Origin of the sequence: Streptococcus constellatus subsp. constellatus (genome assembly GCF_023167545.1) — a bacterium.
Lineage (GTDB): Bacteria > Bacillota > Bacilli > Lactobacillales > Streptococcaceae > Streptococcus > Streptococcus constellatus.
Genome location: NZ_AP014647.1, coordinates 1041544 through 1056617 on the forward strand (window position 1 = coordinate 1041544; position 15074 = coordinate 1056617).

Sequence of the window (15074 nt, forward strand, 5' to 3'; positions counted from 1 at the left end):
CTCAACCTAAAAACATTCTTAATTATTATATCACTTTTCAAGATATTTTTCTGTAACCTTCTTTACTTTTTATGATAAAATATTTCTTATGAAGATAAATACATTATTTGGCAAACTTGCAGGGAAATCCTCCCACTTTGTTTTAAGTAAATTGGGGCGCGGATCGACCTTACCCGGAAAGCTTGCTCTAAAATTTGACAACGACATTTTAAATACACTAGCTCGTGATTACGAAGTGGTGGTGATTACAGGGACAAATGGTAAAACTCTGACCACTGCTCTTACAGTTGGAATCCTCAAAGAGGCTTTTGGCGAGGTTGTGACCAATCCCAGCGGAGCCAATATGATTAGTGGAATTGCGACAACTTTCTTGACTGCAAAAAAAGGGAAATCTGGCAAAAATATCGCTGTGCTGGAAATTGATGAAGCTAGCCTCTCCCACATCTGTGATTATATCAGACCGAGCCTTTTCGTCTTTACCAATATTTTCCGTGACCAGATGGACCGCTATGGTGAGATCTACACGACCTACCAGATGATTCTGGATGCAGCGGCCAAGGTACCTGAAGCTACTGTACTGATGAATGGTGATAGCCCACTCTTTAACTCGGTCAGCTTGAAAAATCCTGTCCGCTACTATGGATTTGACACCAAAAAAGGGCAAGCTGAGTTAGCTCATTATAATACCGAGGGCATCCTCTGTCCCACGTGTCAGCATATTTTAAAATACAAGCTCAATACTTATGCCAATCTAGGCGATTATATTTGCGAGCACTGCGATTTTAAACGTCCTGAATTAGACTATAAACTGACCCAATTGACTAGCCTCCAACACAACAGTTCAGAATTTGTCATTGACGGTCAAAGTTACCACATCAACATTGGTGGTCTTTACAATATCTACAACGCTTTAGCTGCAGTTTCTGTTGCTCAGTTCTTTGGAGTTGAATCGGCTACTACCAAGGCTGGTTTTGACAAAAGTAGAGCCGTTTTCGGACGTCAGGAAACTTTCAAAATTGGCGACAAAGAATGCACGCTAGTTCTGATTAAAAATCCCGTTGGAACTACGCAAGCTCTAGAAATGATCAAGCTTGCTCCTTATTCATTCAGTTTGTCAGTTCTCCTCAACGCCAACTACGCAGACGGCATTGATACTAGCTGGATTTGGGACGCTGATTTTGAGAAAATTTTAGACATGGATATCTCGCATATCATTGCTGGTGGTGTTCGTCATTCTGAAATTGCTCGGCGCTTGCGAGTTACTGGTTATGATGCCAAGCGAATCAATGAAGTAGCTAGTTTGAGTCAAGTCTTTGAAGAAATTAAACATCAAAAAACCAGACATGCCTATATCTTAGCAACCTACACCGCCATGTTAGAATTTCGTGAATTACTTGCTTCTCATCAGGTTGTCAGAAAGGAGATGAACTAATGGTTTATACATCCCTTACTTCTCCCGAAAATCGGGATTATACTTATTATTTAAAAATTGCCCATCTCTATGGCAATCTCATGAATACCTATGGTGATAATGGTAATATTCTCATGCTCAAATATGTAGCTGAAAAGCTAGGCGCTCGCGTTCAGATTGATATTGTATCACTTGAAGATGAGTTTGATAATGATTACTATGATTTGGCATTTTTCGGCGGAGGGCAAGATTACGAGCAGACCATTGTGGCACGAGACCTGCCAACAAAAAAAGAGAGTTTGGAAGAATTTATCAATCATGACGGCGTGGTGTTAGCTATCTGTGGTGGCTTTCAGCTTCTAGGGCAATATTACATCGAAGCTTCTGGTCGGCGGATTGAGGGACTTGGAATTATGGGCCATTATACTCTCAATCAAAAAAATAACCGCTACATCGGCGACATTAAGATTCATAACGAAGAATTCAATGAGACCTACTACGGCTTTGAAAATCACCAAGGACGGACCTTCCTCTCCGATGATGAAAAACCACTGGGCAAAGTCGTCTATGGAAATGGCAACAATCAAGAAGACGGCAATGAGGGCGTCCACTATAAGAATGTCTTTGGCTCCTACTTCCACGGTCCCATCTTGTCCCGCAATGCGAACTTGGCCTACCGTCTGGTGACCACCGCTCTGAAAAACAAATATGGCTCAGATATTGAACTAGCCGCTTATGAAGATATCCTAGCCCAAGAAATCCCAGAAGAATATGGAGATGTCAAAAGCAAGGCAGAGTTTGAATAGATAATAGGAGAATCACTATGAAAGAAAAATTACACTATATCCTGCTTTTAATTACCATTTTATTGGTGGCCAGTATTTCCTTGGCCAATATGCAGAGTGTCAATGTTAGCTTTATCCTATTTAGCTTCAAACTGCCCTTAATCATCTTGATTTTGGTCTCAGTGCTCCTAGGCTCTGTCACGACCTTTCTCATCAGCATGCTAAAAAACTTCTCGCTGAAGAAAGAGCTTAAGAAAACCAAAGAAGCACTTAAAAATTCCCATACAGAAAACTAGGCTGGAATCACTCCAGCCTAGTTTTTTTGTATTCTCTTTTGACAGATATAGGAAAGAAAAGCCAGTCCCATCACACCCAGACCAATCAAAAGAAAGGAAAGGGTGTGGACACTCGGCAGGAGAATCATCAGAAAAGTCGCAGGAGGCATGAAAAGAATTGCCAGCGTGTAGATCGTTGAGAAAACTCGGCCAACCGCTCTTTCAAAACTACCTTCCAGCCCCTTTGTTCGGATTCTACTTTCGGACGAGCCTCATTTCGTCAAAATCTTATCGGCTGAAAATCGGAAAAGGCAAATTCCACAAAAAGAACTCGTCCGAAAATAGAAAGTTCGGGATTTGCTCTCAGACTAACCGTCCGAAAATCTGACAGAGTCATTTTGCTCCAAAATAGCTTTTCAGAAAATCTGACGGGCTGACTTTTCTTTAAAAGAACCTAGTTTGCATGAAGAATGCTTTCTTTTCCTCGAAAAAATCTCAGAACATATGTAAAAGTTCGCCTTTTGCTCTCAGGGAAACAATTCTTCATGAAGGATTTATCTTTTTGTCACAGAATCAGAGATTTCACATATAAAAATTCGGGTTTTGCTCTTTTAGGACTGATTTCACATGTGAAATTAAGTATTTTGATCTCTGGGAAGCTCATTTCTCACAGAAACTAGGCATTCTTACACAGGTTCTTTTTCCTTCTCACACCTTCTCCGCCAGTTCTTCCCATTCTAGCATGGCTTCTTCTTGGGCGGCGGTCAACTGGTCGATTTGCTGCTGGCTCTCCATGAGTTCACTGGCATCATTAGTAGCCTGCATAGCTTCCTGAAGCTGACTGATCTGACTATCCAAGTCCTCGATTTGCGCTTCCAATTGCTCTAGGCGACGGGCCAGCCGGCGCTGTTCTTTCTGGTTTTCCTTTTGGAGCTGATAGTCATTGGCAGGGGCAGGTTTGTCAGGACTAGCCTGCTCTGACTCCTCACGCAAGGCTTCCTGCTCTGCCTTTTTCTCCAGATAGTAGTCATAATCACCCAGATAAAGGGTGGAGCCTGTCTCAGAAAGCTCGATGATCTGGGTGGCCACGCGATTGATAAAGTAACGGTCGTGGCTGACAAAGAGTAGGGTGCCGTCAAAGTCAATCAGGGCATTTTCCAGCACTTCCTTGCTGTCAATGTCCAGGTGGTTGGTCGGCTCGTCTAGGATGAGGAAGTTGTTGTTTTCCATTGACAACTTTGCTAGAATCAGCCGCGCCCGCTCTCCACCCGATAGCATGCCGATCGACTTCTTGACATCATCACCCGAGAAGAGGAAAGCGCCTAAGCGATTGCGAATCTCGACCTCTGGCGTCAGCTTGAAGTCATTCCATAGCTCATCGAGAACCGTATTGCTGGGAGTCAGTTTGCTCTGAGTCTGGTCATAGTAGCCCACTTCCACATTAGCCCCCAACTGCTCCTTGCCTCTGATGAAGGGCACTTGACCGATTAGTGATTTAATCAAGGTCGTCTTCCCAATCCCATTTGGCCCGACAATAGCTACCGCATTGAACTTGCGAATGTCAAGGTTAATCGGCTCTGACAGGACTTCCTTTCCGTAGCCAATAGCTGCGTCTTCCAAGGTCAGCACAACATTGCCCGAAACCTTATCAGATCTGAAGGTCATATTAGCCGAGCGGCCGCCGGTTTCTGGTCTGTCCAAACGCTCCATCTTTTCCAGCTGCTTACGGCGAGACTGAGCCCGCTTGGTAGTAGAGGCCCGAACTAGATTGCGATTGACAAAGTCCTCTAGCGCAGCAATTTCTTTCTGTTGCTTTTCGTAATTCTTAGCTTCAGTGGCTAACTTCTGCTCCTTTTGGACCACAAAACTGGAGTAATTGCCTACATAGCGATCCAAGGAATGCTTGGTCAAATCCAGCATGATAGTCGCAACCTTGTCTAGGAAATAGCGGTCATGACTAACGATGATCAAGGCACCGCTGTAGTTGATTAAGTAATTCTCCAACCAGGCAATGGTTTCGATATCCAAGTGGTTGGTCGGCTCGTCCAAGACCAGCAGTTCTGGCTTCTCCAACAGCATCTTAGCCAGAGCCAGACGGGTGTTCTGCCCGCCTGACAGCTCAGAAATCTTCATCTGCCACATGGACTGGTCAAACTTGAAGCCATTCAAAATAGCTCGAATATCAGCTTCATAGGTAAAACCACCCTTTTGTCGAAATTCCTCTGACAGCTGGTCATACTGGGTCATGAGAGCCGTCAGCTCTTCCCCTGACAATTCTCCCATTTGCAGCTCCATCTGCCGCAACCTCTTCTCTTGCTGACGCAGACTATCAAAGACCAGCAGCATCTCGTCGTAGATAGTATTCTCCGACTCAAAGCGGCTGTCCTGAGCCAGATAGGACAGGGAAAGATCTCGTTTTTTATTAATCTGACCAGAAGTAGGCTCTTCCTCGCCCACCAAAATCTTGAGCAGGGTTGACTTCCCAGCTCCATTTTTACCAACGAGGGCAATCCGATCACCCTCATCCACCTGCAGGTTAATATTGTTAAAAAGAAGCTCCCCTGCAAAAGAGCGTTCAATCTTATTTGCTTGTAAAATAATCATAAACCTATTATAGCAAATTCATGGCTCAACTACCATTCTAGAAAATAAAAATACGGTCAAGATAAACCGCATTTCATCTAAAAGTATGTAAAATTTCTTGATTTTGTATCACGAGGTAAACACCTAATAGAACAATCAAAGCAAAAAGTACTAATTTGATGATTCCTTTTACAAAACGAATCACCCAAAGGATCATCATAGAACCAATCAACCACATAACGGCTGAATGATTGAAAAAGCCTTGAACTGCCTGACTGTTTTCGCCAAAAAAACTTTGGATAGGAGCTGGAATATGTTCTCGCCATGCAGCTGTCACTCCAATACGATTTGCAATATCAGAGCCACTTTTCCATAACCATGCAAAAATACTAGAATTAAAGAGAAACAAAAAAACTTGCTCTGGGAAATATCTAATGACTTTAAATATATTTTTTAACATTTTATGATTGATACAACTCCTTTACTGTTTGAACGTCCACTGCTTGAATACTATAAAATGAACCAGAGGATTGCATGACAGATTTTTCTTCATTGTGTTCTAATCCAATCGCATGTCCCAATTCATGTTCTGCTGTGTTTACGATTCGCTCATAAGAGTAGCCATATTGACTGTTTAATAGATAATAACGATTTAGTCGAACAGTTACATTTGTAAAACGCTTGGTCAGCAAATTGGTTTTGGATTCTGCTTCGCCTGCCGCACTGACAGTGCTATTATTCATCTCTGTAGCTACAATATTGGCTTGATTTTTATCAGTTACAATCTGGAAAGTAAAGGCACCCGTTTGATTCCAAGCACGAATAGCTTCCTGATAAGCTGAGCGAAATGTTTCGTCTTGTGTCTCTATATAAACCGTAGCGCTTGCTTTATCCCACCGAACACCAGATGCCTGATGAACATGATCGTCCGATAACCGCTTGGTTAGGTCTTTCACATTTTGCCTGACACCTAGCTGACTATCTTGTCCACTTACGTATCGATAAATTTGGTTCACATCTTGCTGAAGCCCTGTCGCAAAATTGCTTTTAGAAGGACTCACGATATACAAGCTTCCTACAAAAAGAAGTGCTGTCGATGCAACTGTGTAAACCAATCGCCAGAGCAGTCGAAATAACCTTGAAATCAATCGAAACAAAAATCTCATACTCTCCTCCTAATCTAAAAGATAAAAAGTAAGTATAATGAGATTCACTTAAAAAATTCTTAAAATAAACGGTTGTAAAAGAAATGACAAATCTCTAAAAATCATTCCCTGTTAGATATAAGAACCAAAGATACCACCACACACTTAGGATAGGCGTTCCTCTACTTCAAAACCAATTGGCAACCATTTAAGAAATTCTTCTAACTGCTTTTCCCAATAATACCACTCGTGTTTCCCTGGAGCATGATGATACGTAATATCTAAACCACACTCGCGTAATTTTTTGACGGCTATTTCATTTGCTTGATAGAGAAAATCTTGCTCTCCACACCAAGTATAGAATTTAGTTCTTTTATCTGACTTCTTTGCCATCGTTGTTAAGAAATGCTTCTCAACACCAGCTGCTTTCAAATCACCAAACACACCTTGCCAATAGCTGAGGTTCCCACCAGGTAATTCTTCCATATCTATATCATCAAGGCCTATCCCGATTGCCCCAGAAAATGACCCCGCATAAGAGAATCGATCCGTCATCAAAGCAATTTTATAAGCCCCGTAACCTCCCATAGATAAGCCAGCAATAAATGTTTTTTCACGTTTCCGGCTCATATTTGGAAAGAACCGTTGCATGATTTCAGGTAATTCTTTTGCTAATGCATCGTAATAGTTCAAACCATAAGCAGTATTAATGTACCAGGCAAGATCTGTTGACGGCATAATGACAATTAAATTTGTATGGCGCAATAAACGCTCAATATTGGTCCGCTTTCGCCACGAATTTTCATTGCCGCCCATTCCATGCAAAAGGTAAAGAACGGGAATATCAGTGTCTGTCACCTGATTAGGAGCTACTGCATCTGCATCAGGATAGATGACATTGACACGACGCTCCATTTCTAGTACTGTTGAGTGATACTCTATTTCAAAAAATGCCATTTTATCTCCTTTTCCTATAAATGTAAGAAAGGGGCTGGAACATGTGTCCTGACCCCATTATTTTTTGCTATATAAAATGTACTAATTTAGCCAGCTTAACGTACTTCCATTACAACGGGTAAAATGGCTGGACGACGTTTGGTTTGCTCAAAGAGGTATTTCGCAAGACTGTCACGTACAGCCCCCTTCAATTCACCCCAGTCAAAATTATCTTTCGCAAGGTAATCTTCAACTGTATTATTGATTAAATCAGCACTTTCACGTAAAATATCACGACTTTTCTTGACATAAACAAATCCACGCGTGTGAACTTTTGCTTTTGAAATAATCTTCTTGTCACGACGGTTCACTGTAATAGCTACGATAAAGATACCATCTTCAGACAGAACTTTGCGGTCACGAAGAACGATATTCCCTACATCACCAATCGCATTTCCGTCAATCATGACATCGCCAGCAGGGACTGCACCAGCAAGCAAGAAATCTCCTTTTTCATATTCCATAATGCTACCGCGTTTTGGAATAAAAATGTTTTCTGGCAGCATTCCAACAGCCATTGCAGCTTTAGCATGCGCTGCTAATTCACGATATTCTCCTTGAATTGGGAACAAGAATTTTGGTTGCAAGAGATTTAACATCAGTTGCAAATCGCGCTCATTTCCATGACCAGACACCCGCAAATCTTGCGTAATCAATTTAACAACACCACCAGCTTGATAAATCATATTTTCTACGCGCGCTACCAAGGCCTCTTTTGCGATAGACGGTGTTGTAACAATGTAAATCAAATCACCTTCTTTGATTTCTACATAGCGGTGACGACCAATAGACATTTTGCGCAAGCCATTGATAGGCTCACCCATTCGACCAGTTTCCAAAATGATCAATTCATGATCTTCAAATTTAGACATTTCTTTAGGTTTAATCAGCAAACGCTCATCTACAAGCGATAATTTCTTCAAGCGAATAGCCGTCCGAACGATATTTTCAATGTCAAACCCAGTCAGCACAACACGACGACCTGTCTTAGCAGCGGCTTCAAAAACCTGTTGAATACGCGAGAGATTACTTGCAACTGCTGCAACTATGACGCGTCCATTCCAATCACCAATCGTATCGGTGATTTCTTTGCCGACTTCACTTTCACTTGCCACTTGAATACTACTATCTGCATTTGCAGAATCACTAAGAAGAGCTAGAACGCCTTCTCGACCAATTTCTGCTAAACGCGCAAAATCTGTTGCATAAGACTGACTAGCCGTTTGGTCAAACTTAAAATCACCCGTATAAACAATATTTCCTTCAGACGTTTTTAAGACAATCCCTAGACTCTCTGGAATGGAGTGCGTTGTTTTAAAGAAAGATACAATGGTACCTCCAAAGTCAATCTCTGTATCTTCATCAATCACATGAAAATCATTGAATTTTTTAACCGTATCATTTCCTTTGACAAATAGCTTAGCCAGTTCAATCGTTAATTCCGATCCAAACACAGGTACCTTTGTTTCCGCCAACAAATAAGGCAGAGCACCAATCGCATCTGCATGTCCGTGTGTCAAAAAGACCCCTGCAATGCGGTCCTTATTTTCAAATAAATAGTCCATATTTGGAATGACAAAGTCCACACCAAGCTGTTCATTTTCCGGATACTTTAGTCCGACATCAAGGATAAAAATAGATTCATCCACTTCAGCGATGTAAAGATTTTTTCCATTTTCACGTACACCGCCCAAAGCAATCAATTTAATATTGCTCATTGATTCTCCTTTTCATATTTTTCTTACTAACGGCCCTTGGCTTCCCAAGTCGAATTACAGTTTTGCAAATATTTTGCATATTTTATTTATTATACTACTTTTCATGATTTTTTTCAAAGAGGAGAACATACAAAAAAGCTCCTAGTTACTGTATTTCTACAGAAAGCTAGGAGCCGTCTCTATTTGCTAATAAGTGATAGATAGACTTTCAGAAAATAACTTTCTGAAAAGAGATTCTTATGATGATTCCATCGTTATTTTATTAAAGAATGATTTTCTTGTCCACAATATATCAAAAACAAGTTTATTCATCTAAAACAATAGTGGTTTTTTACCAAAGCGTGAAAATCATTAAAAAGCTTTTATCGACTACATCAAATAATATTCTTCTTTATTCTTTCACTGCGTTCTCGATACGCGATGCAGTTCTACAAACCACTACATGCTATCTTCAGAAATATTATCAAATACCTCCAATTAAGAAAAACAATTAGCAAATAGAAACTAATACATCATAAACGATTTAAAATATGAACGTTCTGATACCCATTGGAATCAGTCCTTTCTTATCTTTCTTTAATTATATTGTACACCTTCTTTTTTGAAAAAGCAAGCGTTTACATTAAGATTTTTAAAATATTTTTTACAAATGAAAAGAGGTAGAAATATAATTCCAACCTCTTTTTCAAAGTGAATTTTATGCCCGAACCGTGACACTTGTTCCGTCCTCTTTGTAAAGATTTATCAGCCCCTCCTTACGACTACGTACCATGTCTCCTGGATAAACTGGATGTGGCAAGGAAATCGTCAATAGTTCCATCGGATTAGGAGCTCGATCAATTTTATTTCCATCTGAATCGTGTAAATCTGTAATTACTGCATCAAAATGCCGGAAACCAGGACCATAAAATTCGACTAGGTCACCCTCGTTGATGACATTTCGTTGTCGAATAGTCGCTGTTTGTGTGGTAGAGTCATAAGCCACTACTTCTGCTACAAATTTATATTGCGGAATTTTACGACGTGCTCCAAAAAGCTGTTCATTTTCAGTTGGCGTATGATAATAAAATCCTGTCGCCAATTCACGCTGCGCCACTTTCCACATCTCATCGACCAAGTCTTGCTTGATTGCTTCAAACTTTTCTGGACTTTCAAGATAAGCATCAACTGCAGCTTTATAACAATTTGAAACAGTGGATACATAGTGAATAGACTTCATACGCCCTTCAATTTTCAGACTATCCACACCATTTTTAATCATATCAGGAATATGATCAATCATGGACATATCGACAGCCGACATGGAAAATTCTTCTGGAATTTCACCTTTTAAACTCTTGCGCTCTTGTCCAAACGGCATATCATACAAATCATATTTCCAACGGCAAGACTGAGAACAGCCCCCACGATTGGCGTCGCGCATGCTCATGTGATTTGACAAGGTACAACGTCCTGAGTAAGAAATGCACATAGCTCCATGAACAAAAGCTTCAATCTCAACATCAGTATGCTTGCGGATTTCTGCTAATTCTTCCATGGAAACTTCACGTGCCAAAACCACACGCGTTAAACCTAAATCTTTCCAAAATTCTAGCGTTTCATAGTTTGTCGCGCTAGCTTGTGTTGACAAGTGCACTTCCAAACCTGGCGCTTCTGTGCAAGCAATGGCAATCAAAGCTGGGTCTGACACGATAACGGCAGAAATTCCAATATCACGTAAAGTGCGGAACCATTCTCCAGCTCCTTCTTCATTTCCTTCATGTGTTACCATGTTCGCAGCTACATAGACTTTAGCGCCATACTCGCGAGCAAATTGAACGCCCTCTTCCATTTCTTCAAATGTAAAGTTTCCTGCACGACTACGCAAACCATAGGCTTGTCCGCCAATATAAACAGCATCCGCTCCATAACGAATGGCAACTTTCAGTTTTTCCAACGTTCCAGCAGGCGCCAGAACTTCTGGTCTTTTCAAAGTTTTTGTCATATTCTCTCTTTTCTAAATTCTAGTACTTAGCTTTTTCACTTTATAGTAAAAAGGGCTTGAAATCAAGCTAAAGGTGATAGATTGTGAAAGACAAACAAGCAATCACAACTCGCAACCACCTGTCTTCTTTATTTCACCTGATCTGGATCATACTCATAAAATCCTGTATCTAGAAAACGATTCTCGGGGTGCAATTGATGAACTTGCTCATCTAATAGGAAAGCCTGATCATGTGTCAATTGATTGGTTTCAATCAATTCACGCGCTTGCACAAAGAGTTTGGCAATTTCAACAAAATTGTGTCCCGGTGTATAAATCCCTTCAAGCTTCCAATGTGTGAAGCCATATTCTACCAATTCTCCAAGTTTCGTCATCATATCCAAATCATTATTCGCAAAAATATGCGTCCCATGATTGTCCTCAAAAATAGAATAATGGCTATTCGGATCACTCGGCTCTGCCAAGAATAAGTCACGCTCACGACTCTTTTCGTCATCAATATGAGTGAAATTGTAATAATTCTGCAAAAGCGGTCGCTTAGAATGATGAATGACGCTAGCACCATAGACTAGTATCTCAACAGGAATTTCTAACACTTCCTGCATTTTAAACAATTCTGCCGATGGAATTTCCCGTGCTAAAACCGCCTCAGAAGCGCCTGCTTTCTGTCCCCAGAAGTTCACCTGACGACTGCTGGCAACCATAGTCGAGGCATCATAAATCGTCTTAAACGGATAACCGTCACGTTTTAACACATAAAACACACCAGCATCTCCCACAGTAATATAATCTGCCTGAATATCCACTAAAAAATCAAGAAAAGGCTTGATATGATTCATCATTTCCTGATGCATTAACGCATTGACAGCTACTGTCAGCTTTTTACCAGCTTTATGAACCAAATCTGCAATCTGGTGTAATTCCTCATAAGAAAAAGCATGGGGTAGACGAAGTCCATACTCTTTTTCACCAACATATATGCGATCTATACCTACTTCTAAAAGCTCTTTTACTTGTTCAATACTCTCAGCAGTTGCTGTAATGATTATCTTTTCCATGTTAAAATTATACCACATTTTTGATTTCACTTCTATTTTTTAAATTGAAAAGCATTTTTAGCCGTTTTGTAATCGTTATGTAATATTTATCTAATTGAAATCATGGTAAAATAAGAGAGTACTGTAAGGAGAGAGAACATGACCGCAAGAAAATATCAGTCCTATCAAGAGGACTACACTTATCTAGAACAAGAACAATATCCCCTTTATCAAGATTATATTCCTAAAGCAAAAACGAATCCAAACCTGAAAGAATTGTTGTTTTTCGTGAATATTGCGACATTCTGTATCTTGACAGCTTTGTTTAGCTTTTTGTTTTTGTCAATTAAAGTAAATACATTTCTAGCCTTTACTTTAGCAATCGCTGTTAGCTTAGTGTGTATCAAAGTGCAGCAAGCATTTATTCGTCGAAAAAGAAATAAATAGTTTTGGGATTGAAGTGCCTGCTTTTTCAAAGGCACTGTTTTTATTGTGATGCAAATCGATTCAGTTAAACAGATAAAAAAATTGAGGTATTAATCCTCAATTTTTTTATCTTCGTTTTCCATTTCTGTTTCCTCAGTTTCTGTCAAATCAATGACAATGTCCTCAGGAGAATCTTCTTTTTCTGCTGATTCTGGAGCTGTTTTTTTTAATTCTTCTGGTGAAATCCCTTCTGGCGCCATTTTTTCTCGCCATTCTTGAAATTTCTCTTGTGAAAATTCAACTACTTGTGTCGTCGCTTCTTTAACAGAGCCAAGAATTGTTTCACCTGTAATTTCTCCACTCTCAACCTTTTCTTTAGCTTGATTGACTGCTTCTACAGCCTGATTAGAGAAATGATTGGCTTTTTGTACTACTTGATCTTTAACATTCTCTGGATTTTCTTTGACTTCATTCATGAAATCTGAAACCTTAGCCGTCACTTCTTTTCCTTTTTTACTAGTGAGAAATACTGCTGCAGCTGCTCCAGAGAGTGTTCCTAAAAGGATTGATGAAAATTTACCCATAATAAACCTTCTTTCTTATTTTTTAAATAGTTTTGTAATCATCCGTAAGACCGATAAAGTTGCGCCAGCTTTTACACTATTTTTACCTGCTGTAGCAGCTTTTTTACTCAAATGACGAGCAGAATCATTTAAATCTGAAACTGACTCTGACAAATCTGCAACTGCAGTGAAAAGTGGATTAATTGTTGTCATTTTCCCGTTAATATCATCTGCTAAAACATTCACTTTGGTTAACAATTCATTTGTCTGATAGAGTGTCACATTGACATCCGTTGTCAATACCTGAATTGTTTTTTCTGTTTCATCAACGACAGTTGAGATTTTCCTGACTAAGAAAATCGTATAAACAATCAAAGCAATCAAAGCAAGGGCCACTAAACTATAAGCAATTTCAAGCATCTTTTTCTCCTAACTTTTTAATAATAAGGGGTATCTACTTTTTTTCTTTGGTAAATGATAAGAATAATTCCTGCGACCACTAGAACAGCAGACAACCATTGTGACACACGCAAGCCCGCAAACATGAGACTATCTGTTCGCATACCTTCAATCACCATGCGACCTATTCCATACCAAATAAGATAAAATCCAGTCATTTCTCCACGTTTGAGGAAATTTTTCTTTCTTCTCGCAACCATCACTAAAGCAAATCCTAACAAATTCCAAACCGACTCATAAAGGAAAGTTGGTTGCCGATAATGCCCATCAATATACATTTGGTTGCGCATAAAACTTGGCAAGTAATCCAAACGTTTAACAATCGCTCCGTAAGCCTCTTGATTGAAGAAATTGCCCCATCGCCCAAGACTTTGAGCAATCATTACACCTGGAACAGCAATATCTAAAAAGTCTAGTGTGTTAATGAATTTTTGTTGGGAGAAGAAATATAAGACAATCGCTCCAGTAATTAAACCACCATAAATAGCAATTCCCCCGTGCCAAATAGCAAAAATCTCAGCAGGATTTTTAGCATAATAGTTCCAGTCAAAAATGACATAGTAAATGCGAGCCCCAACGATCGACAGAGGAAATGCAACAAGAATAAAATCAAGAATGTCATCTGGAATAATCTTTTTCCTTGGTGCTTCTTTCATAGCTAGATAGACAGCTAAAATCAAACCTGTCACAATACAAATCGCATACCAACGAATACTAAAAGGCCCTATCTTAAATGCAATTGGATTAATCATGAGCCACCTCATTTTTACTAATAAGATTGGTTAAGCGTTCCTCAAATGTCTTCGTTGCATCAAAGCCCATTTCTTTTGCGCGGTAATTCATCGCTGCCGATTCAATCACTACCGAAATATTGCGACCCGTTTTCACAGGAATGCGGATTCTTGGAATAGCCACACCTGATACTTCAAACTCCTCACCATTGTTTCCCAAACGATCAAATGTTTTATTGACATCATAATTTTCCAGATAAACAGCCAACTGAACCTGGGATGAATCTTTTACAGCACTTGCCCCGTAAAGGCTCATAACATCAATAATCCCGACACCACGAATCTCAAGTAAATGGCGCAAAATTTCAGCTGGCTCACCCCAGAGAGTCATTTCATCTTTGGCATAGATGTCTACTCGATCATCAGCCACCAGGCGATGACCGCGTTTGACCAATTCCAAGCCAGTTTCACTTTTCCCGATTCCACTATCTCCTTGAATCAAAACACCCATGCCATAAATATCCATTAGAACGCCATGAATACTGGTTCGTTCAGCCAAACGTGAATCTAGATAGCTAGAAATTTCACCTGACAAACGACTTGTCGGTGTATGACTGCTGAGAACAACAATTTTGTTTTCCTTCGCAGCCTTCAACATCTCATCAGGTACTTTCAGATCACGCGCCACAATCATAACAGTGTCTCGTTCAAACATTTTCCGTAAAACTTGATAGCGATTGTGAGAGGTCATCTTCATCAAGTAAGACCATTCTTTCATTCCCATTAGCTGGATACGTTCTGGTGTGTAATAGTCAAAATAGCCTGTCATTTCAAGTCCAGGACGAGAAATATCAGATGTTGTAATCTCTTTTTCCAACATCTTCTCATCACCATAAACCACATTTAATCTGACTTTATTTAATAGATCTTTGATCCTTACAGCCATATTTTTCCCCTTTGA

15 protein-coding genes and 1 pseudogene are annotated in these 15074 nt (G+C 39.9%); 4 read left to right on the forward strand and 12 right to left on the reverse strand.

Features of this window, described 5'->3' with window-relative positions; genetic code table 11:
- The first annotated feature begins 88 nt into the window (after positions 1-88).
- The 3 genes from murT to SCSC_RS05170 are packed head-to-tail and all read left to right on the forward strand — an operon-like array spanning position 89 to position 2492.
- Positions 89-1432 (forward strand): lipid II isoglutaminyl synthase subunit MurT, encoded by a 1344-nt coding sequence (murT, locus tag SCSC_RS05160; protein ID WP_006270708.1) that lies wholly within the window; start codon positions 89-91, stop codon positions 1430-1432.
- Entirely contained in the window at positions 1432-2217 is a 786-nt protein-coding gene (gatD, locus tag SCSC_RS05165; protein WP_006270691.1) for a lipid II isoglutaminyl synthase subunit GatD, read from the forward strand. The genes murT and gatD overlap by 1 nt, the downstream gene beginning before the upstream one ends.
- A 17-nt stretch (positions 2218-2234) precedes the next feature.
- Positions 2235-2492 (forward strand): LapA family protein, encoded by a 258-nt coding sequence (locus SCSC_RS05170; protein ID WP_006267878.1) that lies wholly within the window; start codon positions 2235-2237, stop codon positions 2490-2492.
- Between the two features lie 17 nt (positions 2493-2509).
- Here the strand turns inward: SCSC_RS05170 and SCSC_RS05175 are convergent.
- The 8 genes and pseudogenes from SCSC_RS05175 to SCSC_RS05210 all read right to left on the reverse strand — a co-directional run.
- A pseudogene (locus tag SCSC_RS05175) lies at positions 2510-2686 on the reverse strand (MFS transporter); the annotation flags it as partial.
- Positions 2687-3179: 493 nt separating this feature from the next.
- Positions 3180-5075 (reverse strand): ABC-F family ATP-binding cassette domain-containing protein, encoded by a 1896-nt coding sequence (locus SCSC_RS05180; RefSeq protein WP_006270706.1) that lies wholly within the window; start codon positions 5073-5075, stop codon positions 3180-3182.
- A 73-nt stretch (positions 5076-5148) separates the two neighbouring features.
- The gene (locus SCSC_RS05185; protein WP_006270699.1) at positions 5149-5514 is read right to left on the reverse strand and encodes a hypothetical protein; all 366 of its coding nucleotides are present in this window, start codon (positions 5512-5514) and stop codon (positions 5149-5151) included.
- A gap of 1 nt (position 5515) precedes the next feature.
- A complete protein-coding gene (locus tag SCSC_RS05190) occupies positions 5516-6220 on the reverse strand; it encodes a matrixin family metalloprotease (RefSeq protein WP_006270701.1) in 705 nt (234 codons plus the stop codon).
- A 144-nt stretch (positions 6221-6364) separates the two neighbouring features.
- Positions 6365-7156, reverse strand: coding sequence for an alpha/beta hydrolase (locus SCSC_RS05195; protein ID WP_006270685.1), 792 nt, complete (start codon positions 7154-7156; stop codon positions 6365-6367).
- Between the two features lie 95 nt (positions 7157-7251).
- Positions 7252-8913 carry a ribonuclease J gene (locus tag SCSC_RS05200; RefSeq protein WP_006270681.1) on the reverse strand — a complete coding sequence of 554 codons (1662 nt, stop codon included), beginning with the start codon at positions 8911-8913 and terminating at the stop codon, positions 7252-7254.
- Between the two features lie 697 nt (positions 8914-9610).
- The gene (locus tag SCSC_RS05205; RefSeq protein ID WP_006270660.1) at positions 9611-10897 is read right to left on the reverse strand and encodes a peptidase U32 family protein; all 1287 of its coding nucleotides are present in this window, start codon (positions 10895-10897) and stop codon (positions 9611-9613) included.
- A 128-nt stretch (positions 10898-11025) separates the two neighbouring features.
- A complete protein-coding gene (locus SCSC_RS05210) occupies positions 11026-11955 on the reverse strand; it encodes a peptidase U32 family protein (RefSeq protein ID WP_037566276.1) in 930 nt (309 codons plus the stop codon).
- Positions 11956-12093: 138 nt separating this feature from the next.
- Here SCSC_RS05210 and SCSC_RS05215 point away from each other — a divergent pair, with 138 nt between their 5' ends.
- Positions 12094-12381: a DUF3270 domain-containing protein gene (locus SCSC_RS05215; protein WP_006270666.1), complete on the forward strand. Its 288-nt coding sequence runs from the start codon at positions 12094-12096 to the stop codon at positions 12379-12381.
- An 89-nt stretch (positions 12382-12470) separates the two neighbouring features.
- Here SCSC_RS05215 and SCSC_RS05220 read toward each other — a convergent pair whose 3' ends face one another.
- The 4 genes from SCSC_RS05220 to hprK are packed head-to-tail and all read right to left on the reverse strand — an operon-like array spanning position 12471 to position 15059.
- Entirely contained in the window at positions 12471-12944 is a 474-nt protein-coding gene (locus SCSC_RS05220; RefSeq protein ID WP_006270707.1) for a YtxH domain-containing protein, read from the reverse strand.
- Between the two features lie 15 nt (positions 12945-12959).
- Complete coding sequence (locus tag SCSC_RS05225; RefSeq protein ID WP_006270690.1) at positions 12960-13343, reverse strand: DUF948 domain-containing protein; 384 nt, start codon at positions 13341-13343, stop codon at positions 12960-12962.
- A gap of 17 nt (positions 13344-13360) precedes the next feature.
- Positions 13361-14134 (reverse strand): prolipoprotein diacylglyceryl transferase, encoded by a 774-nt coding sequence (lgt, locus tag SCSC_RS05230; RefSeq protein ID WP_006270687.1) that lies wholly within the window; start codon positions 14132-14134, stop codon positions 13361-13363.
- Positions 14127-15059 carry an HPr(Ser) kinase/phosphatase gene (gene hprK, locus SCSC_RS05235; RefSeq protein WP_006270696.1) on the reverse strand — a complete coding sequence of 311 codons (933 nt, stop codon included), beginning with the start codon at positions 15057-15059 and terminating at the stop codon, positions 14127-14129. The genes lgt and hprK overlap by 8 nt, the downstream gene beginning before the upstream one ends.
- Positions 15060-15074 lie beyond the last annotated feature (15 nt).

Excerpts from the sequence above, each read along its gene's own strand:
- murT (WP_006270708.1), top strand. The coding sequence starts at position 89 with ATGAAGATAAATACATTATTTGGCAAACTTGCAGGGAAATCCTCCCAC.
- gatD (WP_006270691.1), top strand. The coding sequence starts at position 1,432 with ATGGTTTATACATCCCTTACTTCTCCCGAAAATCGGGATTATACTTAT.
- SCSC_RS05170 (WP_006267878.1), top strand. The coding sequence starts at position 2,235 with ATGAAAGAAAAATTACACTATATCCTGCTTTTAATTACCATTTTATTG.
- SCSC_RS05180 (WP_006270706.1), bottom strand. The coding sequence starts at position 5,075 with ATGATTATTTTACAAGCAAATAAGATTGAACGCTCTTTTGCAGGGGAG.
- SCSC_RS05185 (WP_006270699.1), bottom strand. The coding sequence starts at position 5,514 with ATGTTAAAAAATATATTTAAAGTCATTAGATATTTCCCAGAGCAAGTT.
- SCSC_RS05190 (WP_006270701.1), bottom strand. The coding sequence starts at position 6,220 with ATGAGATTTTTGTTTCGATTGATTTCAAGGTTATTTCGACTGCTCTGG.
- SCSC_RS05195 (WP_006270685.1), bottom strand. The coding sequence starts at position 7,156 with ATGGCATTTTTTGAAATAGAGTATCACTCAACAGTACTAGAAATGGAG.
- SCSC_RS05200 (WP_006270681.1), bottom strand. The coding sequence starts at position 8,913 with ATGAGCAATATTAAATTGATTGCTTTGGGCGGTGTACGTGAAAATGGA.
- SCSC_RS05205 (WP_006270660.1), bottom strand. The coding sequence starts at position 10,897 with ATGACAAAAACTTTGAAAAGACCAGAAGTTCTGGCGCCTGCTGGAACG.
- SCSC_RS05210 (WP_037566276.1), bottom strand. The coding sequence starts at position 11,955 with ATGGAAAAGATAATCATTACAGCAACTGCTGAGAGTATTGAACAAGTA.
- SCSC_RS05215 (WP_006270666.1), top strand. The coding sequence starts at position 12,094 with ATGACCGCAAGAAAATATCAGTCCTATCAAGAGGACTACACTTATCTA.
- SCSC_RS05220 (WP_006270707.1), bottom strand. The coding sequence starts at position 12,944 with ATGGGTAAATTTTCATCAATCCTTTTAGGAACACTCTCTGGAGCAGCT.
- SCSC_RS05225 (WP_006270690.1), bottom strand. The coding sequence starts at position 13,343 with ATGCTTGAAATTGCTTATAGTTTAGTGGCCCTTGCTTTGATTGCTTTG.
- lgt (WP_006270687.1), bottom strand. The coding sequence starts at position 14,134 with ATGATTAATCCAATTGCATTTAAGATAGGGCCTTTTAGTATTCGTTGG.
- hprK (WP_006270696.1), bottom strand. The coding sequence starts at position 15,059 with ATGGCTGTAAGGATCAAAGATCTATTAAATAAAGTCAGATTAAATGTG.